The organism is Moraxella porci DSM 25326 (assembly GCF_002014855.1).
Lineage (GTDB): Bacteria > Pseudomonadota > Gammaproteobacteria > Pseudomonadales > Moraxellaceae > Moraxella > Moraxella porci.
Map to the genome: position 1 here is coordinate 14,698 of NZ_MUYV01000014.1, position 23,309 is coordinate 38,006.

The 23,309-nt window shown below is 46.4% G+C and carries 21 protein-coding genes; 11 read left to right on the top strand and 10 right to left on the bottom strand.

What is annotated here, in order from left to right; all coding sequences use genetic code 11:
* Positions 1–33 precede the first annotated feature (33 nt).
* From B0681_RS09570 to B0681_RS09595, 6 genes are all read left to right on the top strand, one after another.
* The gene (locus tag B0681_RS09570; RefSeq protein WP_078318507.1) at positions 34–519 is read left to right on the top strand and encodes an FKBP-type peptidyl-prolyl cis-trans isomerase; all 486 of its coding nucleotides are present in this window, start codon (positions 34–36) and stop codon (positions 517–519) included.
* A 235-nt stretch (positions 520–754) separates the two neighbouring features.
* Positions 755–1,738 carry a DUF1852 domain-containing protein gene (locus B0681_RS09575; RefSeq protein WP_078318508.1) on the top strand — a complete coding sequence of 328 codons (984 nt, stop codon included), beginning with the start codon at positions 755–757 and terminating at the stop codon, positions 1,736–1,738.
* A gap of 44 nt (positions 1,739–1,782) precedes the next feature.
* Positions 1,783–2,811: a methionine synthase gene (locus B0681_RS09580; protein WP_078318509.1), complete on the top strand. Its 1,029-nt coding sequence runs from the start codon at positions 1,783–1,785 to the stop codon at positions 2,809–2,811.
* Between the two features lie 84 nt (positions 2,812–2,895).
* Positions 2,896–3,432, top strand: a complete 537-nt coding sequence (locus B0681_RS09585) for a flavin reductase (protein ID WP_078318526.1) — start codon at positions 2,896–2,898, stop codon at positions 3,430–3,432.
* 188 nt (positions 3,433–3,620) lie between these two features.
* Positions 3,621–5,222 (top strand): AbgT family transporter, encoded by a 1,602-nt coding sequence (locus tag B0681_RS09590; protein ID WP_078318510.1) that lies wholly within the window; start codon positions 3,621–3,623, stop codon positions 5,220–5,222.
* Between the two features lie 333 nt (positions 5,223–5,555).
* On the top strand, positions 5,556–7,076 hold the full coding sequence (locus tag B0681_RS09595; RefSeq protein ID WP_078318511.1) for a catalase: 1,521 nt from the start codon (positions 5,556–5,558) through the stop codon (positions 7,074–7,076).
* 209 nt (positions 7,077–7,285) lie between these two features.
* On the opposite strand, the gene nqrF is transcribed toward B0681_RS09595, so the two are convergent.
* From nqrF to B0681_RS09625, 6 genes are read right to left on the bottom strand one after another with little or no spacing between them, the layout of a single operon-like run.
* Positions 7,286–8,521 (bottom strand): NADH:ubiquinone reductase (Na(+)-transporting) subunit F, encoded by a 1,236-nt coding sequence (nqrF, locus tag B0681_RS09600; RefSeq protein ID WP_078318512.1) that lies wholly within the window; start codon positions 8,519–8,521, stop codon positions 7,286–7,288.
* Between the two features lie 20 nt (positions 8,522–8,541).
* Complete coding sequence (gene nqrE / locus B0681_RS09605; RefSeq protein WP_078318513.1) at positions 8,542–9,150, bottom strand: NADH:ubiquinone reductase (Na(+)-transporting) subunit E; 609 nt, start codon at positions 9,148–9,150, stop codon at positions 8,542–8,544.
* Positions 9,150–9,812 carry an NADH:ubiquinone reductase (Na(+)-transporting) subunit D gene (locus B0681_RS09610; RefSeq protein WP_078318514.1) on the bottom strand — a complete coding sequence of 221 codons (663 nt, stop codon included), beginning with the start codon at positions 9,810–9,812 and terminating at the stop codon, positions 9,150–9,152. Before B0681_RS09610 ends, nqrE begins: the two co-directional genes overlap by 1 nt.
* 2 nt (positions 9,813–9,814) lie before the next feature.
* Complete coding sequence (locus B0681_RS09615) at positions 9,815–10,624, bottom strand: Na(+)-translocating NADH-quinone reductase subunit C (protein ID WP_078318515.1); 810 nt, start codon at positions 10,622–10,624, stop codon at positions 9,815–9,817.
* On the bottom strand, positions 10,608–11,837 hold the full coding sequence (locus B0681_RS09620; protein WP_078318516.1) for an NADH:ubiquinone reductase (Na(+)-transporting) subunit B: 1,230 nt from the start codon (positions 11,835–11,837) through the stop codon (positions 10,608–10,610). The genes B0681_RS09615 and B0681_RS09620 overlap by 17 nt, the downstream gene beginning before the upstream one ends.
* Positions 11,838–11,839: 2 nt before the next feature.
* On the bottom strand, positions 11,840–13,192 hold the full coding sequence (locus B0681_RS09625) for a Na(+)-translocating NADH-quinone reductase subunit A (protein ID WP_078318517.1): 1,353 nt from the start codon (positions 13,190–13,192) through the stop codon (positions 11,840–11,842).
* A 490-nt stretch (positions 13,193–13,682) separates the two neighbouring features.
* Between B0681_RS09625 and hisA the strand changes: the two genes are divergently transcribed.
* The 3 genes from hisA (at position 13,683) to B0681_RS09640 (ending at position 15,844) form a co-directional block, all read left to right on the top strand.
* Positions 13,683–14,408 carry a 1-(5-phosphoribosyl)-5-[(5-phosphoribosylamino)methylideneamino]imidazole-4-carboxamide isomerase gene (hisA, locus tag B0681_RS09630; RefSeq protein WP_078318527.1) on the top strand — a complete coding sequence of 242 codons (726 nt, stop codon included), beginning with the start codon at positions 13,683–13,685 and terminating at the stop codon, positions 14,406–14,408.
* 481 nt (positions 14,409–14,889) lie between these two features.
* Positions 14,890–15,360 (top strand): hypothetical protein, encoded by a 471-nt coding sequence (locus tag B0681_RS09635; RefSeq protein ID WP_078318518.1) that lies wholly within the window; start codon positions 14,890–14,892, stop codon positions 15,358–15,360.
* A gap of 25 nt (positions 15,361–15,385) precedes the next feature.
* Positions 15,386–15,844 (top strand): hypothetical protein, encoded by a 459-nt coding sequence (locus B0681_RS09640; protein WP_078318519.1) that lies wholly within the window; start codon positions 15,386–15,388, stop codon positions 15,842–15,844.
* A gap of 75 nt (positions 15,845–15,919) precedes the next feature.
* Here B0681_RS09640 and B0681_RS09645 read toward each other — a convergent pair whose 3' ends face one another.
* Entirely contained in the window at positions 15,920–16,270 is a 351-nt protein-coding gene (locus B0681_RS09645; RefSeq protein WP_078318520.1) for a hypothetical protein, read from the bottom strand.
* Between the two features lie 23 nt (positions 16,271–16,293).
* The gene (gene rnr, locus B0681_RS09650; RefSeq protein ID WP_078318521.1) at positions 16,294–18,603 is read right to left on the bottom strand and encodes a ribonuclease R; all 2,310 of its coding nucleotides are present in this window, start codon (positions 18,601–18,603) and stop codon (positions 16,294–16,296) included.
* 93 nt (positions 18,604–18,696) lie between these two features.
* Here rnr and rimI point away from each other — a divergent pair, with 93 nt between their 5' ends.
* The gene (gene rimI, locus B0681_RS09655) at positions 18,697–19,188 is read left to right on the top strand and encodes a ribosomal protein S18-alanine N-acetyltransferase (RefSeq protein ID WP_078318522.1); all 492 of its coding nucleotides are present in this window, start codon (positions 18,697–18,699) and stop codon (positions 19,186–19,188) included.
* Between the two features lie 71 nt (positions 19,189–19,259).
* Here the strand turns inward: rimI and infC are convergent, their stop codons facing one another.
* Together infC and thrS are read right to left on the bottom strand one after the other, a co-directional pair.
* A complete protein-coding gene (gene infC, locus B0681_RS09660; RefSeq protein ID WP_199174105.1) occupies positions 19,260–19,757 on the bottom strand; it encodes a translation initiation factor IF-3 in 498 nt (165 codons plus the stop codon).
* Positions 19,758–19,976: 219 nt separating this feature from the next.
* Positions 19,977–21,920 (bottom strand): threonine--tRNA ligase, encoded by a 1,944-nt coding sequence (gene thrS / locus B0681_RS09665; RefSeq protein ID WP_078318523.1) that lies wholly within the window; start codon positions 21,918–21,920, stop codon positions 19,977–19,979.
* Positions 21,921–22,250: 330 nt separating this feature from the next.
* Here thrS and B0681_RS09670 point away from each other — a divergent pair, with 330 nt between their 5' ends.
* Positions 22,251–23,258 carry a threonine aldolase family protein gene (locus tag B0681_RS09670; RefSeq protein ID WP_078318524.1) on the top strand — a complete coding sequence of 336 codons (1,008 nt, stop codon included), beginning with the start codon at positions 22,251–22,253 and terminating at the stop codon, positions 23,256–23,258.
* Positions 23,259–23,309 lie beyond the last annotated feature (51 nt).

Consider the following 23,309-nt stretch of genomic DNA (forward strand, 5'->3'; position numbering starts at 1 on the left):
GCAGCCACAGCACATTTATGTAAGGAATCTCTTATGACAACTATCGCAAATGATACCGTTGTAAAATTTAACTACACGCTGACCAATGACAAGGGCGAAACCCTTGATCAATCTCGTGGCGAGCCATTGGCATACCTACACGGTCATCACAACATCATCCCAGGTCTTGAAAAAGAAATGACTGGCAAGGCAGCAGGCGACAAGTTCAAAGTCACCGTCAAGCCTGAAGAAGCTTATGGCGAGTACATCGCAGAAGCGGTTCAAGAAGTGCCACGTGCCAATTTCCAAGGTGTCGATAGCATCGAAGTGGGTATGCAGTTCCAATCACAAACTGACGATGGTCATGTGATGCTGGTCACTGTCAAAGATGTCAATGACGAAGTTGTGGTGGTGGATGGTAACCATCCGTTGGCAGGTGTTGAGCTGACCTTTGATGTTGAGATCGTCGAAGTGCGTGCAGCGACTGCTGATGAGATTGCACATGGTCATGCACATGGCGTTGGCGGTCATCATCACTAATCCATCATGGATAACAAATCGCTCAGGTCATTGACTTGGGCGATTTTTTTTGACTAAAAAATAGATAAATTTTAAAAAAATATTAATAGAATCAATAAACTAGATAATATCATGAAAAATATTCACCTTTTTTCAAAAATATATCATTTTTATTCATGTTAGCTTTGTGGTTTAATAGCACCTGTCGAAATTTTAACCATTTTTTGAATAATTTGATGACATAAAAGGTGTCCACATGACCACACAATTTAAATGCCAAGTCAAGACCATTACATTTGATGAGAATTACACCCCAGCCGAGAGTACGCGTTTGACCACCAATTTTGCCAATTTGGCTCGTGGTGACAACCGTAAAGAAAATCTACAAAACTGCATCCGTATGATTAATAAGCGGTTTAATGATTTGGCTAATTGGGATAACCCAACTGCCGACCGCTATTCACTAGAGCTTGAGATTGTCTCAACTGATTTGGATGTGACAGGTGCAGGCGAGTTTTTCCCAGCGATTGAGATGCTAAAAACCTATATCATCGACCACAAAACTGGTCAAAAAACAGACGGTATCGTCGGCAATAGCTTCTCATCTTATGTGCGTGATTATGATTTTAGCGTGCTACTGCGTGAGTATAATCAGGATAAACCGACTTTTAGCGTGCCGCATAACTATGGCGATTTGCACGGTGAGCTGTTCAAATTCTTATTAAATTCTGATGAGTTTGGCAAAGTTTCAAAAAAACCACCTGTGATTTGCCTGTCGGCGGCGACCACTCGCACCTATCATCGCACCACCAATGTCCATCCGATTTTGGGCGTGGAATATAAGCAAGATGCGTATTCGTTGACGGATGAGTATTTTGCCAAGATGGGTCTGTCGGTGCGTTATTTTATGCCGCCAAAGTCAGTTGCGCCATTTGCGTTTTATTTTGCAGGGGATTTATTGAATGACTTTAGCAATCTTGAACTCATCAGCACGATTGCGACAATGGAAGCATTCCAAAAAATCTATCGCCCAGAGATTTATAATGCCAATTCGGTCGCAGGTGAAGTGTATCAACCAAGCTTGACTTATGATGATTATTCTTTAACCAAAGTTGATTATGACCGTGTCGAGCGTACTGAGCTTGCCATCAAGCAAGGCAAATATACCGAAGCGAATTTTATCAAACCTTATCAAGCCATTTTGGAAAATTGGCTACAAAACCAAAATCAAGCAGCTTGATTAAACCGAACATTCACTTAGTTTACTATTGACAAGGCAACACCATGAGCAATTTATTATTACCAACTTCAACCGCGGGCAGCTTGCCAAAACCTGTATGGCTTGCCGAGCCTGAAAAACTGTGGTCGCCGTGGAAACTGTCGGGCGATGCACTGCGTGAGGCCAAGCAAGACGCACTATTGGTATCACTCCAAGAGCAAATCAGCGCAGGCATTGACATCGTCAGCGATGGCGAGCAGACACGCCAGCATTTTGTGACGACATTCATCGAGCATCTGGACGGTGTGGATTTTAATCAGCGTGAAACCGTGCGTATCCGCAACCGCTATGATGCTAGCGTGCCGACGGTCGTCGGTGCGGTGTCTCGTCCAAAGTCGGTATTCGTCGATGATGCCAAATTTTTGCGTCAGCATACCGACAAGCCGATCAAATGGGCATTGCCAGGGCCGATGACCATGATTGATACTTTGTATGATGCGCATTATAAAAGCCGTGAGAAATTGGCATGGGAATTTGCAAAAATTCTAAACGAAGAAGCCAAAGAACTGGAAGCTTGTGGCGTAGATATCATTCAGTTTGATGAGCCTGCGTTTAATGTGTTTTTTGATGAAGTCAATGACTGGGGCGTGGCGACACTTGAGCGCGCCATCGAAGGGCTAAAGTGCGAAACGGCGGTGCATATCTGCTATGGCTACGGTATTGAAGCGAATAACAACTGGAAAAAGACGCTGGGCAGTGAGTGGCGTCAATACGAAGAAAGCTTCCCAAAACTTCAAGCATCAAGCATTGACATCATCTCGCTAGAGTGTCAAAATTCTCATGTGCCGATGGATTTGATCGAGCTGATCCGTGGCAAAAAGGTGATGGTCGGTGCGATCGATGTGGCGACCAACACCATCGAGACAGCTGATGAAGTCGCGGCGACATTGCGTAAGGCACTACAGTTCGTCGATGCGGACAAGCTGTATCCATGCACCAACTGCGGTATGGCGCCACTATCTCGCTCTGTGGCTCGTGGCAAGCTTGAAGCACTCGCGGCAGGGGCAGCACTGGTGCGTAAAGAATTGGCATAATTTTAGCAAATTGTCCCCACAAAAACCGTGAATGGTTTATAATGCCATAACGGTTTTTAAATTTTAGAAAGACGGTTAATGATCATGGTGACTAATAGCGAATTTAAAGATGCGATGGCAAAGCTTGCCAGCGCGGTGCATGTGGTGACGACAGATGGTGTTTCAGGCCGACATGGTTTTACAGCATCTGCGGTGTGTAGCGTGACTGACGCGCCGCCGACGCTTTTGGTGTGTATGAATGGCCAAGCGCGCTCGTATGAGCATTTTGTAGAAAATCAAGTGTTGTGCGTGAATACTTTGACGGCAGACCAAGAAGAGCTGTCGGGTGTGTTCTCATCAAGTCTGGATTCCGATGAGCGGTTTGAGCATGGCGAGTGGGCGACGCTTGAGACAGGCGCACCACGACTGACCTCGGCTTTGGTGAGCTTTGATTGTGCCATTGAGGCCATCCATCGTGTCGGCACGCACAGTGTGTTTATTTGCAAAATCCTTGCCATCCACAATAACGATGCCAAGCATGAAGGATTGGTATACTTTTTTAGAAATTATCATAAAGTCGGCAGCTTTATTGCCAATGTCGAAGCGACAACCCAAGAGGCGGAACAGGATGCCAAATCCTGATCGCTCATTGCCCAGCCAGACCTTGATCGATGATCAAGGTTTTTTTATAAGTGATTGTTTATCATCGGTTTTATAAAATTTGACAATCAAGGCAGATTTGATTTTATGTCTGAAATATTGCTATAATATATCATCTTTGTGCTTTTTATTTAATCTATGTAAATTAAACTTTGTAAAAGGGAGGGGTAATGAGTTCATCAAATTCACCCAATAACTTTGATCAAGCAGGCAGCAGCACGCGCATGCAGCGCTTTTTAAAGGGCGTAGAATGGCTCGGTAATCTCTTGCCGCATCCTGTGATTTTGTTTATCTGGATGTCAGTACTGCTTTTGGGATTGTCCGCGGTCTTATCCATGATGGGCATCTCGGTGGTCGATCCAAGACCTGAGGGCGCTAAGGGTCGCAGTGAAGATGGCATGATCTATGTGGTCAATCTGCTCAATGGCGAGGGACTGGCGCGTATTGTTGAAAATCTGGTGACCAACTTCACAGGATTCGTGCCACTGGGTACTGTACTGGTGGCACTGCTTGGTGTCGGTATCGCTGAATATTCAGGCATGATCTCGGCAGCATTGCGCGGCTTGGTGATGAATGCACCTAAAAAGATGGTGACTTTGGTCGTGGTTTTTGCAGGTATCATGTCAAACACTGCCTCTGAGCTGGGCTATGTAGTGTTAATCCCATTGGCGGCGATGATTTTTCATTCTTTGGGTCGTCATCCATTGGCAGGCCTTGCAGCGGCATTTGCTGGCGTGTCAGGCGGATATAGCGCCAATTTGTTGCTTGGCACGGTTGACCCTTTGTTGTCAGGCATCAGCCAAGAGGCGGCGCGCATCATCGACCCAAACTATGTCGTCGGTGCTGAGGCGAACTGGTATTTTATGGCAGCCAGCACATTTTTGGTCAGCGGTCTGGGTTATTTTGTTACCGAAAAAATCGTCGAACCCAGCTTGGGCAAATACAATCCCAATGATGCCGATGACCCAAGCGTCTTAGATTCCAGAATCGAGCGCCTAAGCCCCCTTGAGAAAAAAGGTCTGCTGTGGGCGGGCGTGAGTATGCTGATTTTTTGTTTGCTGCTGGCATGGACGATCGTCCCTGAAAATGGTATTTTGCGTCACCCAGAGACAGGCCTTGTGGCAGGTTCGCCTTTTTTAAATGGCATCGTGGTGTTTATTTTTGTGTTCTTTGCCATCCCAGGGTATGTTTATGGTAAAGTCACAGGCAGCATCAAAACCAACCAAGATGTCGTCGATGCGATGAGTCAGGCGATGAGTTCGCTTAGTATGTACATCGTGCTGGTGTTCTTCGCTGCACAATTCACCGCGTTCTTTAATTGGTCAAATCTGGGTTCGGTGATGGCGGTATCGGGCGCCAATTTCTTAAATGACATTGGCTTGACAGGTCCGCTGTTGTTGGTTGGTTTTATCCTAATCTGTGCTTTGGTGAATTTGATGCTCGGCTCAGCTTCGGCACAATGGGCGATCACTGCACCGATCTTTATTCCAATGCTGATGCTGACAGGCTATGCGCCTGAGATGATTCAGGCGGCTTATCGCATCGGTGACAGCACCACCAACATCATCACGCCGATGATGAGCTATTTTGGCCTAATCATGGCGGTGGCGATCCGCTATAAAAAGGATACAGGCGTCGGTACTTTGATGTCGATGATGCTGCCTTACTCGATGATTTTCTTGGTGGGTTGGACGATTTTGTTTTATGTTTGGGTGTTTGTGCTAGGACTGCCAGTTGGCCCAGGCTCTGCAACCTACTATCAAGTCGGCTGATTGCTTGCCAAAAACCACTTAAGTGAATCTTAAGTGGTTTTTTAGTGGTGAATCGGTTATGTTTGTCTGATTGTTCAGATATTAATTATATGAATCAATTACCAAAACACCACATTTACCACTTTTCAATGATTCTAAATTATGTTAAGGTGAAAGGGTGTATTGATGTGAAAAGTAAGCATTCGCGTGATGGCGTGTGGTTTAAGTTTTATAACATCAATCAAAAGTATTTAAAATTATCATTTTACTAAATCACAGAAACTGTAATAATACAAATACACCCGATTGGCAGACACTTGCCAATGATCAACCACCAAAAAAAAGGAATCCGCGATGAGCGATAAAAAATGCCCTTATGACCATACTCGCTTGACCATGAGCAATGGCGCTCCAGTGGTTAGCAATCAAGATACGATGACCGCGGGCCCACGCGGCCCTGTATTAACTCAGGATTTGTGGCTGAACGAAAAGCTGGCTGACTTTGCTCGCGAAGTCATCCCAGAGCGCCGTATGCATGCCAAAGGTTCAGGTGCGTTTGGTACTTTTACTGTCACCAACGACATCACTCAGTACACCCGCGCCAAAATGTTCAGTGAAGTGGGCAAAAAAACCGAAATGTTCGCCCGATTCACCACGGTGGCAGGCGAGCGTGGCGCTGCGGATGCTGAACGCGACATTCGTGGCTTTGCGCTGAAATTCTACACCGAAGAGGGTAACTGGGATATGGTGGGTAATAACACTCCTGTGTTCTTTATCCGCGATCCAAAAAAATTCCCCGATTTGAACAAAGCGGTCAAGCGCGATCCACGCACCAACATGCGCAGTCCGACTAATAACTGGGACTGGTGGACATTGGTGCCTGAGGCGTTCCATCAGGTGACCATCGTGATGAGTGATCGCGGTATTCCGAAGTCATACCGTCACATGCACGGCTTTAGCTCTCATACTTATAGTTTTATCAATGCCAATAACGAGCGCTTTTGGGTCAAAATGCATTTTCGCACCCAACAAGGCATCGAGAATCTGACCGACGCTGAGGCAGAAGCCTTGGTGGGCAAAGACCGTGAAAGCAGCCAGCGCGATCTGTACGAAAGCATTGAAAATGGTGATTTCCCAAAATGGAAAATGTATGTTCAGATCATGCCAGAGGCAGAAGCTGAGACTGTGCCATATCATCCATTTGACCTAACCAAAGTATGGCCAAAAGGGGATTATCCGCTGATTGAGGTGGGTGAGTTTGAGCTGAACCGCAATCCAGAGAACTTCTTTTTGGATGTCGAACAGTCAGCCTTTGCACCGAGCAACCTGGTGCCTGGCATCAGCGTTTCGCCAGACCGCATGCTGCAAGCACGCTTGGTAAACTATGCCGATGCACAGCGCTATCGTCTGGGCGTCAACCGCAATCAAATCCCAGTCAATGCACCGCGCTGCCCAGTGTATAGTAACCAGCGCGATGGCCAAGGCCGTGTCGGCGACAACTATGGTGGCCGTCCGCATTATGAGCCAAACAGCTTTGGCCAATGGCAAGATCAACCAGAATTCGCTGAACCACCATTGAAGATCAATGGCGATGCCAAGATCTGGAACTTCCGTGAAGATGATGACGACTATTTCAGCCAGCCACGCGCCTTGTTTAATCTGATGAATGATGAACAAAAGCAAGCGCTGTTTGGCAATACAGCACGCGCGATGGGCGATGCGCCTGACTTTATCAAATATCGTCATATCCGCAACTGTAACAAATGCCATCCTGACTATGCCAAAGGCGTGGCAGAGGAATTGGGACTGAGTGTTGAAGATGCTGAAAAAGCTCGCGAGAGCGATCCTGCAAGACACTTGCCAAGCTTCTTATAAGCCATCAAATCCCGCTAAAAAAAAGCGTCATGTTATCATGGCGCTTTTTTAATACATTTATTTGCTCATATTTGCATAGTGATGATCACTACTAATGATATTATGCTACTTGTTGTGAGCGCTTGCTGCATATGATGATCTTCAAGTCCATCATTGATGCATAAAAAAATCCGCCAAGCATGCTTGACGGATTTTTTGAGGTGATGGGTTTAGCCACCGAAATCATCGAGTAAGATGTTTTCATCTTCGACGCCCAAAGACTTGAGCATCGAGATCACAGCGGCATTCATCACTGGAGGTCCACACATGTAGAACTCACAATCTTCAGGTGCTGGATGATCTTTTAGATAGTTTTCATACAGTACATTATGGATGAAGCCTGTGTAGCCTTCCCAGTTGTCCTCTGGTTGTGGGTCAGATAGCGCGACATGCCATTCAAAGTTATCGAATTCGGCTGCCAGCCCATCATAATCCTCGACATAGAACATCTCGCGCTTCGAACGCGCACCGTACCAGAAGCTGATTTTACGCTTTGATTTTAGGCGTTTTAGCTGGTCGAAGATGTGCGAGCGCATCGGTGCCATACCTGCACCACCACCGATGAAGACCATTTCAGCATCGGTCTCTTTGGCGAAGAATTCACCATATGGGCCTGATACGGTGATTTTGTCACCTGGTTTTAGGCTAAAAACATACGATGACATCTTGCCTGGTGGGATGCCTTCAGGGCCGCGCGGTGGTGGGCTTGCGATACGGATGTTGAACTTGATGATGCCTTTTTCTTCTGGATAGTTCGCCATCGAATAGGCGCGGATGACAGGTTCATCCACCTTAGAGGTATAGCGCCACAGATTGAAATTGTCCCAATCCTCGTGGTATTCAGGGGTGATATCGAAGTCCTTATAATGCACAGTGTGCGGCGGTGCTTCGAGCTGCACATAGCCACCAGCGCGGAAAGGCACAACCTCACCTTCAGGAATCTTCAGTGTCAGCTCTTTAATAAAGGTTGCCACATTGTCATTAGAAATAACTTCGCATTCCCATTTTTTGACATCAAAGAACTCAGGATCGATCTCGATTTTCATGTCTTGTTTGACAGCGACTTGACACGCCAGACGCATGCCATCACGGATTTCACCTTGAGTAAAATGACCTTCTTCGGTTGGCAGAATATCGCCACCACCGTCGATGACCTTACAACGACACTGGCCACAAGTACCACCGCCACCACAAGCAGATGATAGGAAAATGCCTTCATTTGCCAGAGTTTGCAGCAGCTTGCCACCAGCTTCGGTGGTGACATTGTTGTCAGGGTTATCGTTGATATTGATGGTAACTTTACCACTGTTTACCAATCTTGAGCGTGCCACCAAAATAACAGCAACTAAGCTCATGATGATGACGGTAAACATGGCAACGCCGCCAAATGCGGTACCAAATTCCATGATACTTTTCTCCTAATTGCTTATAGCGACATGCCGCCGAATGACATAAAGCCAAGCGACATCAAGCCAACCGTGATAAAAGTGATGCCAAGGCCACGCAGCGGTCCAGGCACATCCGAGTACTTGAGTTTCTCACGAATACCAGCCAGTGCTGCGATCGCAAGCGCCCAACCAAAGCCTGAGCCGATGCCATAGACGATCGACTCGCCAAAGTTATAATCGCGTTCAACCATGAACAGTACACCACCCATGATCGCACAGTTTACGGTGATCAGCGGTAGGAAAACACCTAGGGCGTTATAAAGGCTCGGTACATATTTATCTAAGAACATCTCCATGATCTGTACGGTAGCAGCGATCAGTGCGATATAGCTCAAAAGACCCAAGAAACTCAGATCAACATTAGGATAGCCTGCCCAAGCCAAAGCACCATCTTTTAGCAGATATTGGTACAGCAGGTTATTTAGCGGTACTGTGATCGCCATAACGACGACAACAGCAATACCCAAGCTGATGGCGGTTGAGACTTTCTTTGAAATCGCAATAAAGGTACACATGCCCAAGAAGAAGGCAAGTGCCATGTTCTCGATAAATACCGAGGTAATAAATAGGCTAATATAGTGTCCCATTAGTGGCCTCCCATGCCTTTAGATTGTGGCTTCATCACAAACTCTGCAGGCTCTTGCTGCTCTTTTTTCCAGATGCGCACGATGGCAATGAACGCTGCAATGACAAAGAATGATGATGGTGGCAACAGCAGTAGGCCGTTTGGAATGTACCAACCGCCATCGGTGACTTTTTCAAGCAAAGTGATGCCAAACCATGTACCATTACCGATGATCTCACGGATGGTGGCAACGAAGATCAATACCGCAGAATAGCCCAAGCCGTTACCGATACCATCTAGGAAGCTTGGGATTGGTGGGTTGCTCATCGCGAAGGCTTCAGCACGACCCATGACGATACAGTTGGTGATGATCAGACCGACGAAAACCGACAGTGAGCGGCTGATTTCATAAGCGAATGCTTGTAGGATCTGATCGACCACAATCACCAAAGATGCGATGATGACCATCTGTACGATAATACGGATCGATGACGGGATTTTGTTACGGATGATCGAGATAAAAAAGCTCGAAAATGCCGTGACTAGAGTAAGGGCAATACACATCACCAGAGCGTTTGCCACGCTGGTGGTGACTGCCAACGCCGAACAGATGCCCAGAATTTGTAGGGCGATCGGGTTGTTATTAAAAATCGGCGTCGTTAAGATGCTTTTGGTATCAGCCATGATTACGCTCCTTCGCCATTGCCAGCCGTGCCAGCTTTTAGGTTATCAAGGAATGGCTTAAAGCCATTGTCGCCCATCCAAAACTGTAGCAGATTATTGACACCGCGGATGGTCAATGTGGCACCACTGATGCCATCGACTTGACCTTCGCGCGCTGTACCTGCTTTGGTGACGGCCATTTTCATTGAGCCATCTTCGTTATACAGTTCTTTATCCACCCAAGTGGCTTGCCATTGAGGTTCTTCGATGCGAGAGCCTAGGCCTGGGGTTTCTTTGTGCTGATAAAAATTGACGCCTTTGATGGTGTTCAAATCTTTATCCAAGGTCAATAGACCGAAAATAGGGCCCCAAAGACCAGCACCATGAATCGGCAGGACGATTTGGTTTAGTTCACCTGCGGCATCGCGCTCAATATAGACTTTGGCAAAATTTGGCTTACCGCCGATTTTGGCAATGTCATTATCCAGCGATGTGGACATATTTGGGGTGCGTGCTGCTGAAGCGACATTATAGCTATTGACATCTGTGATGCCAGCTGCGCTCAGTTCTTGCTCGGTGGCAAATTTGCCAGTTTGCAGATTGACCAGACGCACCTCAAAGTCATCAAAGCGCTCAGCGATGACGCTTGAAGATTCAGTTTCTGGATTGTATTTATCGGCTGCTACCAAGATGTTTTTGTTCAAATCAAGGCGAGCATTTTCTTGTTGCTTTGATTTTAGACCAACAGCAACAGCAGAAACCATCACCGAACACACCAAGCACAGTACCAATGCTGTGACAATGGTGCTTGCGTTACTATTTTTGGCTGACATGGCTTAATCTCCGTGCAGTTTGGCGTTTGATGTTGGCTTGGGTGACGAAGTAGTCAAACAGTGGCGCGAACAAGTTAGCAAACAAGATGGCAAGCATGATGCCTTCTGGGAATGCAGGGTTCACCACGCGGATAACCACAGTCATAAAGCCGATTAATAGACCATAGCACCAGCGACCAGTGTTGGTATGAGCAGCTGAAACAGGGTCAGTTGCCATGAATACCGCACCGAACATAAAGCCACCGATGACTAGGTGCCAATGAGCAGGCAGGCTCATCATTGGGTTTTCGCCGCCGATTAGGTTGAAGATGAATGCAGTCACCACCAAACCGACAACCGAACCTGCAATCACACGCCATGATGCGATACGAGTCCACAATAGACCAACCATACCGATTAAGATAGCAAGCGTAGAGACTTCACCGATAGAGCCTTGCATATTACCAAGGAAGGCATCCATCCAAGTGATGGTGTTGCCATAAGCATCGACGAATTGATCAGGAGTTACACCCATTGCAGCCAAGCCAAGCGGAGTTGCACCACTAAAGCCATCAACCGCAGTCCAGATCGCATCGCCTGACATATATGCAGGATAAGCAAAGTATAGGAATGCACGGCCAGCTAGGGCAGGGTTTAGGAAGTTTTTACCAGTACCGCCAAACACTTCTTTGGCAACGACCACACCGAAGCTGATACCTAGCGCAACTTGCCATAGCGGAATATCTGGTGGTAGTGATAGGGCAAAGAGTACCGAAGTCACAAAGAAACCTTCGTTCACTTCGTGACCACGCACGACAGCAAAGATGATCTCCCATAGGATACCGACAGCAAAGGTCACGGCATAGATTGGCAAAAATTGCATCGCACCATAAACGAAGCTTGCCCAGATGCTATTAGGATCATAGCCTGCCATATCGGTGATGATGGTACGCCAGCCGTCAGGGGTGATACCCATCTGTTGGATGGCAGTCAGTGCTTGAAAGCCGACATTGTACATACCCCAGAACATCACAGGGAAGGTACATAGCCAAACGGTAATCATGATACGCTTAAGGTCGATACCATCACGCACATGCGATGCGCTATAAGTCTGAGATGATGGCTGACGGAAAAAGGTGTCAAACATCTCAAACACAGCATAATATTTCTCGTACTTACCACCTTTGGCAAATGATGGCTCCATACGGTCAAAGATATTGTGAATGAACTTCATGGTTAGCCTTCCTGCTCAATACGGGTCAAGTTATCACGCAAAATATCACCAAATTCATATTTGCCTGGTGATACAAAGGTGCATAGCGCCAAGTCTTCTTCGTCCAGCTCCAACGCGCCCAAATCCACTGCACTGATGATGTCTTCGACAATCAGTGCGCGAAGTAGCTGAGTGGGTAGGTAGTCTTGTGGCATGACAGTTTCATACAGACCGATTGGCACCATCGCACGCGGTGAGCCATTGGTGCTGGTGGTGAAGTTGTATTTTTTGCCTTTGAAAAATTGCGAGATATAAATCGGCAATTTTGAGAAGCGGTTCGCGCCCAAGGTAAAAAAGTGCATCGCTGGGCGTTCACGACCTTCAGCCAATGCCGAAACTTGGTTGTGGAAACGACCCAAGAAAGCCACCGCGCCAGCAGCATTGCGCCCTGATAGCACTGAGCCTGAGATGATGCGGTTATCATCGCCGTTTAGCTCACCTGCAGTCAGCTCAAGCAGATCGGCACCGCGATGTGTGCGTACCAAGCGAGGGCTGGCAACAGCAGGGCCGGCTAGGCTGATTAAACGCTCGGTATGGATACGACCTGTGGTAAATAGTTTACCGATGGCGATGACATCTTGGTAATTGATCGTCCAAACGGTCGTGCCACGCCCGATCGGGTGCAAAAAGTGAATGTGCGTACCGGCATTCCCTGCTGGATGCACCCCTGTAAAGCCGTGGTAGGAAGTTTCGTTGCCATCGGCTGCTTTGACCAAAGCATCTGGGGCGATATCACCGTGACAAACATAAGTTTTTGGTGATAACGTTGATAGAACTGCCAAGCCGTCATTGAAAGCTTGTACTTCTTCAAACAATACGGTCGCAGGATCAACAGCCAAAGGATTGGTGTCAGTCGCAGTCACAAAAATTGCAGCAGGTATGCTGTCGATTTCGGGTGTGCGGCTAAATGGGCGGCTGCGAAACGCGGTCCATTCACCTGAGGCCACCAATTGTTCTACGACAGTCGCTTGATCCAGAGCAGACAAGTCCTCGGGGCGATAGGCATTGAATGTGATTTCGTCGTTGGCTTGTGGATTGACAGCGATCACCAAGCTTTCAAAGACACGGCGTTCGCCACGATTGATCGCTATAACGGTACCGCTGGCAGGCGCGGTATAAAGTACGCCTGCGCGTTTCTTGTCTTCGTACAGCACCTGTCCTTTGGCAACTGTATCACCTACTTTGACATGCATGGTAGGACGCATGCCCACATAATCGTAGCCGACTAACGCCACCTTAGTGGGCGTGTGCTCGCTAATTTGCTTGGAGGGTTCGCCGGTGATGGGCAAATCCAAGCCTTTTTTGATGGTAATCATAAGCGGATACTTAAATTAAGACCAAAACATACCAGCCGTGACATAATGGGTAGCGGCTGGCCACCAAGTTACCTAAAAACATCCATAGCCTTGCAACCGATGGGTGGCGATGGCTGATTTTGTCTAAAGGATGGGTGTGATACACAGGTTACAAAATCAAAGCAAACAAGCTGAAATCTTGCCAATCAACAAATGTTCACACCATTAACCTAACAATTATACGCTAAAACAGCAAAAATTTACAGAGTTAAAGCATGCTTCTATCGCAAAAAATCATGAAAATATTTGAAAAATCAATAGATGGGATGCGAAATTCACCGCCAAATCTGAATTGCTGGTTTGTAAATAATAATGCAGATTAGCCATTGCTCACAAAATCGCTGATTGACCACGAACTGATGGATGAAAATTTGATCAATAACTGTTACAATGTTCAGGATTTTAATGAAACAGTTAACAAGTAGTTGAACGATAAGGAATGAGTATGTCCATGCTGATTATCCCTGCCATTGACCTAAAAGATGGCAAATGCGTGCGCCTAAAACAAGGTCGCATGGAAGATGACACCGTCTTTGGTGATGACCCTGTGGCGATGGCGAGCCAATGGGTGGCTCAAGGCGCGCGTCGTCTGCATTTGGTGGATCTAAACGGTGCCTTTGATGGTGTGCCTGTGCATAAAGATGTGGTAACAGCCATTGCCAAAGCACATCCGAATTTGCCGATTCAGTTGGGCGGCGGTGTGCGTAGCCTATCGACCATTGAGCATTATCTGGATGCAGGGCTGACTTATATCATTATCGGCACCAAGGCAGTCGAAGCGCCTGAGTTCGTCGAAGAAGCGTGCCGAGAGTTCGCAGGACACATCATCGTCGGTATCGATGCCAAAGATGGTATGGTGGCGACGCATGGCTGGGCGAATGTCACCGATGTCAAAGCGACCGAGCTTGCCAAGCGATTTGCTGATGCTGGTGTGTCAAGCATCGTCTATACCGACATCGCCAAAGATGGTATGATGCAGGGCGTGAATATCGAGCAGACGGTGGAGCTGGCTCGCTATAGCGGTCTGCCAGTCATTGCCTCTGGCGGCGTGACCAATCTGGATGACATCGCGGCGCTTAAGCCATACAGCGAGCATCTACTCGGTGCCATCACAGGTCGTGCGATTTATGAAGGGACGCTGGATTTGGCGGCGGCGCAGGCACTGCTTGATGCCTAAATATAGTCAGTTGATGGCTGATTGATTGTTAATACCCTGAATATGATGTTCGGGGTATTTTTTTGAGTATAAAGTAGTAAATTGACATCAAAGCTTGCTTGATGGGGTATTGTCTTATATGATAACAATATTAATGGATTAATCTCACCTAAAGCAAGGAGCGATTGAAAAAACGCTTTCTATTCACCGTAATTTCGGCATTTCATGTCTTAAACCGATGAAATTGTCACCAAAATCAATTTATATTAATCGTATTGGCACACGATATGCATTAGGCACACCCATTACGGACAATTCCATTTACCACGAAGTATCCTTTGTTCCGATTAGTCATGGCAGCACCAAAGGTGAAGTCTATCAGTATCTCTTAGCTAGAGGGATCAACCAAACTTATCGGGATAACATGAAGGTTGCGGGCTTGGGTGTGATCAATACAGCTAATAATTATACAGCCAGTGATGTCGGACTAGGGAATTAACTGATGAAAAAACTTTTAACACTCGCTCTAGCATTATCCATCATCGGCTGTACAACCACACAGCCAACCATTCAAATAGGTCAATCAGTAACAAAATCTACTCAGACACAGATTTTATATTATTGGGTGCATCCACAAAATCCTGTGCAAATGCTTAGTGTGGTATCAGGTGAGTTTTATTGGGAAGATGGTTGTATTTATTTATTGCAAAATGGCAAGAAATTCACCGCCCAATTCCCAGAGCTGCCCAAAGATAGCGTCGTGTGGAATGAGCAGCGCCGCACTTTAGCACTTAAAAACGCCAATAATTTATCTGAAACTGTGGAATTTCAGATGGGCGATATGATTCATACCAATGGCTATTATTCTGCTTATATGGCAGAAAAAATTGCCAATACAGATGAACAGGGTAGAAAATGTTTATCGCCAGATGGTATGGCAAATATCGGTACAGTAAGTATTGAAAAACTTTAAAATTTAAGCTTATCAAGGAATGATGATGAAACAACTCTTACCACTCGCTCTAGCACTATTCACCATCGGCTGCACAACCACGCAGCCAACCTTTCAAGCACCGCAACAAGTCAGCCAGCCTATCGCAGCGACAGCCAAGCCAGTTAAAACGCATATTATGTATTATTGGGTAGATCCGATTACTCAAGGTCAGAGCATACCGTCAATATCTGGAGAGTTTTATTGGCAAGATGGCTGTCTGTATCTACTAAACCAACATGGCAAACTGGCTGCTACATTCCCTGAATTTCCAAAAGATGCCATCCAATGGAATGAGCAGGATAAAACCTTAACGATGACCAATAAAGACAGACCACCCAAGCAGTTTACTTTTAAGATGGGTGATGTGATTTATGCTAATGGTGGCATTGCTCATAAGGAAAATATCAATATGGATGACCAAGCCCAGAAGATTATAAATGCCTTGAATTTTCAACAGGTATAGCAGCTCTTGGTACAATCAGTATCGAAAAATTTGATATGTCGGATAAATAGAGATATGACAACTTAAGAAATCATATTATTTCTTAAGTTTATTTTGATAATAATGCACAGTCAAGATGGCTTGGGTAAGCCCAAGTACAATCATCAGCACCCATGGTATGCTCAATGTCTGATTGCCTGTGGTGATGCTTTGACTGATTAGATAAGCGAAATAAACCGCCAAGCCAAAGGCATAAATCTTAAACTTAGTTTTGGGGAAATTCACCGAAAAAGCCAAAATCACCATCAGTACGATCACCGAACCAATCAATAGCCACAGACCACCCATGCCAAGAATGCCGACCAGCACACCGCCAAGCATATAGGCGGTGAGCCAGTCTGTGATACCCTCCAAGAATGGATAGCGTGCTTTGGGTTTGTTAGTCATTTCATATCCTTATGATTTTATGCTTAAGCTTTGGCTTTACGGCGGCTTTTGGTTTTACCCAAGTTGCCAGATTTGCCTGATTTTGCTGTTGATTTGGGTTTGTCGATGGCCTTGGCAACCCCATCACTGCCCAATTGGCTTAGCTGTTCGACCAGCTTAAAGTCAATTTGCAATAAATCCATATTCACACCTGCCACTTGGATCAGTAGGCTGTCACCCAGTCCGAATTTTGAGCCTTTATCGCCGATGAGCTTTTGTTCTCGCTCATCATAATCAAAGTACTCATTACCCAGTCCTGAGATGTGAATCAAACCTTCGATAAACAGCTCATTGAGAGTTACAAACAGCCCAAAGCTTGTTACCGTGGCGACAGTTGCGGTAAATTCATCACCGATATGACGCTGCATATAGTGGCATTTTAGCCAGGTTTCGACATCACGAGAGGCTTCTTCGGCACGGCGTTCGGTGAGACTGGTTTGCTCGCCGGCTTCATCGAGCGAGCTGTATAGTGCATCGGCAGGTTTTTGGGCAGTGACCTTGTCCTTGATAGCACGATGCAGCATCAAATCTGGATAGCGACGGATTGGGCTGGTGAAGTGGCTATATTCATCATACGCCAAACCAAAATGCCCAATATTATCAGGGCTATAATTCGCCTGCATCATCGAGCGAAGTAGCATACTGTGGATGCTCACCGCATCAGGGCGATCGGCAGTGGCTTTGATGATACGCTGATAATCTTCATGCGTTGGCGATTCGCTTGGGAATGATAGACCAAAGCTTTTGACATACTCGTGCAGGCGAGCGGATTTTTCGTCATTGGGCTTATCGTGGTTGCGATACAGTACAGGCAGTTCGTGCTTGAGCGCAAAATTTGCTGCACAGGTATTGGCAAGTAGCATCATCTCTTCGATGAGCTTATGCGCATCACCACGAGTGCGAGCGACGATATCGACGATGTTGCCATCTTTGCCAAATTTGATATAAGTCTCAGCGGTCTCAAACGCCATCGCACCCCGCTCTTCACGGCGGGCATCTAGGATTTGGTACAGCTGATGCAGTGTGTCAATCGATTTGAGCACATCGCCATTACGCACCAAGTCATCAGGTAGGGTTTCGTTGGTAGGGTCATTAAAATAGGCATTGACTTGGTTATAAGTCAAGCGTGCCTGTGAGTGCATCACCGCAGGGTAGAACTCATAGCCAGTCACCTTGCCGCCACGAGAGACCTTGATATCAGCGACCATGCACAGACGGTCAACCTTTGGGTTCAATGAGCACAAGCCGTTGGATAGGGCTTCTGGTAGCATCGGAATGACTTGATGTGGGAAATACACCGAAGTACCACGCTCATAAGCATCGATATCAAGTGCCGATCGTGGTGTGACATAATGGCTGACATCAGCGATGGCGACGACGACACGGAAGTTGCCACCGGCACGCTTTTCGGCATAGACGGCATCGTCAAAGTCACGAGAATCTTCACCATCGATGGTCACCAGTGGTAGATGACGCAAATCGACACGGCCAGCAAAGTCCTTGTCAGATGGCTCATCGAAGCTTGCAGCCTGCTTAAGCGTCTCTTTGCTAAATTCGTGCGGAATGCCATGGTTATACAGCGTGGTCTCGATGATTAATTCACGATCATTCAGATTACTCAGTAGCTCAGTGATTTTGCCAGTGGCGAACTCTTGATAAGTCGGCAAATCGATGATAGCAACCTTGACATCATCACCGATACCAGCATTCATCGCCATCACATTATCATCGCTGACGGTGATGGGCTGATGGGCGTTAGCACCAGATAACTGCACAAAAAAGCCTTCGCCGTCATAAGCAAGCTTGCCAATGAACTCCAGTTGATGGCGGTGTGTCACCGTCGTGATGCGTGCTTCTGCCTTGCCACGGTATTCGCTGGCGACCACTTCGACCGTATCGCCATCAAAGACAAGTCGCATTTGTTTTTCGTGCAAAAATAAGTCAGGCATATCGGGCAACACCACAAAGCCAAAGCCTTTTGGGTTGGCGGATACTGTACCAGTCAAGATGGTCGGCAAGGGAGCGACACTAAAATGAATGCCATCGCTACGCTCAAGCTGAGAATCTCTAAGCATGGCCTTTAGGCGATTGGTTAGGGCAAAAAATTTATCTTCATCATCCAAGATGCCAAAATGCATGGCAAGCGATTCTTGGGTGGCAGGATTGCCTTGGTTGGTGATGTCTGCCACCGTCTGCAAAATCAGCAGGCGTGACGGAATTGGGTTTTGGTATTTTGTTGCTTCGACCGCTGCATTTGGGTCATTCCATTTGGTTTTTTTTGTTTTGTTGGTCATAACTTACCTAAATTACTATCTTTCGTGTTTGTCAATATTGTATCATAAAGCAGTGTATCATAACGCAAGTAAAATGATAAAAACTGGGGAAATATGTTGATTGTTGAATTTGATCAGTTGCAAGTGCAGTTAAAAACAGGTGTGCTAGAACAGGTGGCGATGCTTGAGCGTCTGTGCTTGGCTGATGATCACTGGGAAGTGGCGGCGATTGCGTCGATGGTTGAGCAATACGGTGCTGGGCTATTATTGGCGGTGGATGAGTTTGAGGGTCTTCATGGCGGTGATGTGCCGACCATCAAGGGTTATTGTCTGTATCAAATCGTCTTTGAGACTGCCGAAATCCATCGCATCGCCACCAATCCAAGCCACGCACGCCAAGGTGTGGCACAGGCGCTGATCACATCACTGATGGATAAGATGCGGGCAGTCCAAAGCGATCATCTATTGCTAGAAGTCCGCTCAGACAATCAGCCTGCGATTAGCTTGTATCAAAAAATGGGATTTGTGACCATTGATGTGCGAAAAGGCTACTACCAGCTGCCTACAGGTGCAGTGGATGCGATGATCATGCAGTGGCAATCATAAAGCACAACACCGAAAATGCTCACGGCATTCACGGTGCTGATGAATGGGAAGTCAGGCTAGATATGCCGTGCTTATTTTTTCTTGGCAGGGCCAAGTAGCATACCCATTTGACGACCTTCGACCTTCGGCGCTTGCTCGACGCTTGCAATCTCGGCAGTATCGGCGATGATGCGTTCAAGCTGTGCTTTGCCGATTTCTTGGTGAGCCATCTCACGGCCACGGAAACGGATGCTGACTTTCACCTTGTCTTTATCTTCGATAAACTCAACGATTTTACGAAGTTTGACTTGATAGTCGGCTTCTTCGGTACCTGGGCGTAGTTTAATTTCACGCACTTGGGTTTGTTTTTGGTTCTTTTTGGCTTCTTTGGCTTTTTGTTTTTGTTCGTACAAATAGCGCTTATAATCCATCACTTTGCACACAGGTGGCTTGGCATCAGGCACGATTTCTACCAAGTCTAGGCCATCATCAGCGGCGGTTTTTAGTGCGGTTTGGATATCTACCACGCCAAGCTGTTCGCCATCTTCTTTGACTAGGCGGACTTCTTTGGCACGGATTTCTTCGTTAATATTTAAACGGTTTGACGGTTTAATGGGTCTTACTCCAATCTAATTGCTCTTTTGTCAATCGCTGATGCTCTCTTGGCAATCACTCATTGACCTGTCTGCCAATACTTTGGCATTAAAGTGTCTATTATTAACCATTTGCTAAATTTTTGTCAAATGGTTTTATGCACTTTTAAAAAAATTTGCCCAATATTTGGGGTATTGGGCAAATTTCATCAAGGCTTATTTTTCAGCTTTTTCAGCAGTCTTTGCGACATAATTGCCTTTTTGGGCGACGGCGTCATTTAGTAGGGTGATAAAGGCATCCACTGGCATAGAGCCTAGGTTTGCACCTTCACGAGTACGCACATTGACTGTGCCTTCTTCGACTTCTTTATCGCCAAGCACCAGCATAAACGGAATGCGTTCTAGGGTGCGTTCACGAATCTTAAAGCCGATTTTTTCGTTACGCAAATCGCTCACCGCACGCAGGCCAGCGGCTTTTAGCTTGGCGACGACGGCATCACAGGCATCGGCTTGCTTGTCGGTGATGTTCATCACCACTGCTTGAGTTGGTGCAAGCCAAGGTGGCATCAGACCTGCGTATTCTTCGATCAAGATACCGATAAAGCGTTCAAACGAACCTAGAATCGCACGGTGCAGCATCACAGGACGCTCTTTGTCGCCGTTTTCGTTGATAAAGTCAGCATCTAGGCGTTCTGGCAAGTTGAAATCCAGCTGTAGCGTGCCACATTGCCACATACGGCCTAGGCAGTCTTTTAGGCTAAATTCAATCTTCGGACCATAAAATGCACCTTCGCCTTCTTGTAGCTCCCAAGCAAGACCTGCGGTATCTAGTGCATCCGCCAACGCTTTTTCGGCATCATCCCATAGATGATCAGCACCGACACGCTTTTCTGGGCGAGTAGATAGCTTCATCACGATGTCAGTAAAACCAAAGTCCTTATAGACATCAAGGGTCAGCTGAATAAAGGCTTGGGCTTCGTCACGAATCTGAGCGTGCGTACAGAAAATATGCGCATCGTCTTGGGTAAAGCCACGCACACGCATGATGCCATGTAGCGCACCTGATGGTTCGTTGCGATGGCATGAACCAAATTCTGCCAAGCGTAGTGGCAAATCACGGTAAGACTTCAAGCCTTGGTTGAATACTTGCACATGGCAAGGGCAGTTCATTGGCTTGATGGCATAATCACGGTTTTCAGAACTGGTGGTAAACATATTTTCGGCATAGTTTTCCCAGTGACCTGATTTTTCCCACAGGCTGCGATCGACGATTTGTGGGGTTTTGATTTCAAGATAGCCATTGTCTTGCTGTACTTTACGCATATACTGCTCAAGCACTTGATAAATCGTCCAGCCATTTGGATGCCAAAATACCATGCCAGGGGCTTGCTCTTGTAGATGGAACAAACCTAGTGCTTTACCAATCTTGCGATGGTCACGCTTTTCGGCTTCTTCGATACGCTGAATGTAGGCTTTGAGCTCTTTTTTGTCCGCCCAAGCCGTGCCATAGATACGCTGTAGCTGTTCGTTTTTGGCATCGCCACGCCAGTAAGCACCGCTCATTTTGGTCAGTTGGAACGCTTTTAGAAAGCGAGTATTTGGCACGTGTGGGCCACGGCACATATCGATGTATTCTTGGTGATAATACAGACCCATCGCTGTCTCATTAGGCATATCATCGATTAGGCGTAGTTTATAATCTTCGCCACGAGATTTGAAGATTTCGATGACTTCAGCTCGTGGAGTCATTTTTTTGATGACATCATAGTCTTGGTCGATGAGCTGTTTCATACGCTCTTCGATGGCTTTCATGTCTTCGGGGGTGAATGGGCGTGGGCTGTAGATGTCATAATAAAAGCCGTCTTCGATGACAGGGCCGATGACCATTTTGACATCAGGGTATAGCTGTTTGACCGCATGACCAAGCAAGTGAGCGCATGAGTGGCGGATAATCTCAACGCCTTCGGCATCTTTGGCGGTAATGATTGATACGCTGGCATCAGCGGTAATCGGGTCGCAAGCATCTACCAATTTGCCATCGACACGACCTGCGATGGTGGCTTTGGCAAGTCCTGGACCGATATCTTGGGCGATTTGCATGACGGTGGTTTGGCCGTCAAATTGACGAACACTGCCATCTGGTAAGGTGATTGCAACCATAATAACTCCTAGTGTTGGCGTTGGTAGTGATGTTTGCTACTTTCAAACATATAACCGCTACCGATTGGGAAAAAGAAAATAATCCGACCATTTTAGCAAATTTTGCTACAATAAGCAAAAATCACCAAGCTAGGATTTGTTGCGTTATGATTAACGAATTTGCAGCAACTTGAATATTTTGAGAATTGACAAATAGCCATCAGTCAGATCTTTGTCACCTGATCTGACATTATAAAGCTTATTGTTGCGATACTATATTAGTATAAAATAAATGATAAAGCACAAAATAAATGCTAAAATAAGCGAAACTTTAAGTAATAAGAGTACTTTATGAAACATTTTGCGTCAGATAATTATGCCGGCGTCCATCCAACGATCATGCAAGCACTCATCGAGGCCAATGTAGGTCATGAATCTGCTTATGGCGGCGATCGATACACTGAGGCGCTTGATGCGGTGATTCGCCGTGAATTTGGCGAAGCAGCGCGCGGCTTTGGTGTATTTAATGGCACTGGCGCAAATGTCTTAGGGCTACAAAGCCTGATGCCGCGCTATGGTTCGGTGATTTGTGCTTATACTGGACACATTAACCAAGATGAGAGTAATGCACCACAGGCGGTTGGCGGCTTTAAGCTTTGGACAATCGCAAGCAGTGATGGTAAATTGACGCCAGAGCTTGTTGCGCCAGTTGCCCAAGGTTTTGGTAATGAACATCGCGCTCAGCCATTGGTGCTTTATATCAGTCAGGTCACCGAATGCGGTACTTGCTACACGATCGATGAATTGCGCGCGTTGGCAGAATTTTGCCACGAGCGCGGCATGAAGCTGTTTGTTGATGGTGCAAGGTTGTCAAATGCAGCAGCGTATCTAAATGTCAGCTTTAAGCAGATGATCACTGATACGGGTGTTGATATGGTTTCGTTTGGTGGCACAAAAAACGGCCTGATGTACGGCGAGTATCTGATTGATGTCAAAGGTGAGTTGGGTGATGAATTGAAATTTTTACGCAAAATGAGCATGCAAACGGCATCAAAAATGCGTTTCATATCAGCACAATTATTGGCATTATTTAAAAATGAGCTGTATCGCACGCTGGCAAATCATAGCAATCAAATGGCAAAGTATCTGGCAGAATCATTACTGACGCTGCCTGACACCAAGCTGATGCACCCTGTGGAGTCAAACGGTGTGTTCATCACAATGCCTGATCAAATCATCGAAAAAGCACGAAATCACAGTCAATTTTATGATTGGCACGAAGGTGCGGTACGCTTGATGTGTAGCTTTGATACCACCAAAGAAGATATTGATGCTTTGATGGCAGTCATTAGATCATAAAAAGCGCAAACAGATCGTGGATTGGGTTAAAGTTAAACCCCAACAAAATCA

Coding starts and splice junctions, on each gene's coding strand:
- B0681_RS09585 (WP_078318526.1), top strand. CDS start 2,896: ATGGTGACTAATAGCGAATTTAAAGATGCGATGGCAAAGCTTGCCAGC.
- B0681_RS09645 (WP_078318520.1), bottom strand. CDS start 16,270: ATGACTAACAAACCCAAAGCACGCTATCCATTCTTGGAGGGTATCACA.
- B0681_RS09670 (WP_078318524.1), top strand. CDS start 22,251: ATGAAACATTTTGCGTCAGATAATTATGCCGGCGTCCATCCAACGATC.
- B0681_RS09610 (WP_078318514.1), bottom strand. CDS start 9,812: ATGGCTGATACCAAAAGCATCTTAACGACGCCGATTTTTAATAACAAC.
- rimI (WP_078318522.1), top strand. CDS start 18,697: ATGTTGATTGTTGAATTTGATCAGTTGCAAGTGCAGTTAAAAACAGGT.
- thrS (WP_078318523.1), bottom strand. CDS start 21,920: ATGGTTGCAATCACCTTACCAGATGGCAGTGTTCGTCAATTTGACGGC.
- B0681_RS09615 (WP_078318515.1), bottom strand. CDS start 10,624: ATGTCAGCCAAAAATAGTAACGCAAGCACCATTGTCACAGCATTGGTA.
- nqrE (WP_078318513.1), bottom strand. CDS start 9,150: ATGGGACACTATATTAGCCTATTTATTACCTCGGTATTTATCGAGAAC.
- B0681_RS09625 (WP_078318517.1), bottom strand. CDS start 13,192: ATGATTACCATCAAAAAAGGCTTGGATTTGCCCATCACCGGCGAACCC.
- B0681_RS09595 (WP_078318511.1), top strand. CDS start 5,556: ATGAGCGATAAAAAATGCCCTTATGACCATACTCGCTTGACCATGAGC.
- hisA (WP_078318527.1), top strand. CDS start 13,683: ATGCTGATTATCCCTGCCATTGACCTAAAAGATGGCAAATGCGTGCGC.
- B0681_RS09570 (WP_078318507.1), top strand. CDS start 34: ATGACAACTATCGCAAATGATACCGTTGTAAAATTTAACTACACGCTG.
- nqrF (WP_078318512.1), bottom strand. CDS start 8,521: ATGGAATTTGGTACCGCATTTGGCGGCGTTGCCATGTTTACCGTCATC.
- B0681_RS09620 (WP_078318516.1), bottom strand. CDS start 11,837: ATGAAGTTCATTCACAATATCTTTGACCGTATGGAGCCATCATTTGCC.
- rnr (WP_078318521.1), bottom strand. CDS start 18,603: ATGACCAACAAAACAAAAAAAACCAAATGGAATGACCCAAATGCAGCG.
- B0681_RS09635 (WP_078318518.1), top strand. CDS start 14,890: ATGAAAAAACTTTTAACACTCGCTCTAGCATTATCCATCATCGGCTGT.
- B0681_RS09640 (WP_078318519.1), top strand. CDS start 15,386: ATGAAACAACTCTTACCACTCGCTCTAGCACTATTCACCATCGGCTGC.
- B0681_RS09580 (WP_078318509.1), top strand. CDS start 1,783: ATGAGCAATTTATTATTACCAACTTCAACCGCGGGCAGCTTGCCAAAA.
- B0681_RS09575 (WP_078318508.1), top strand. CDS start 755: ATGACCACACAATTTAAATGCCAAGTCAAGACCATTACATTTGATGAG.
- B0681_RS09590 (WP_078318510.1), top strand. CDS start 3,621: ATGAGTTCATCAAATTCACCCAATAACTTTGATCAAGCAGGCAGCAGC.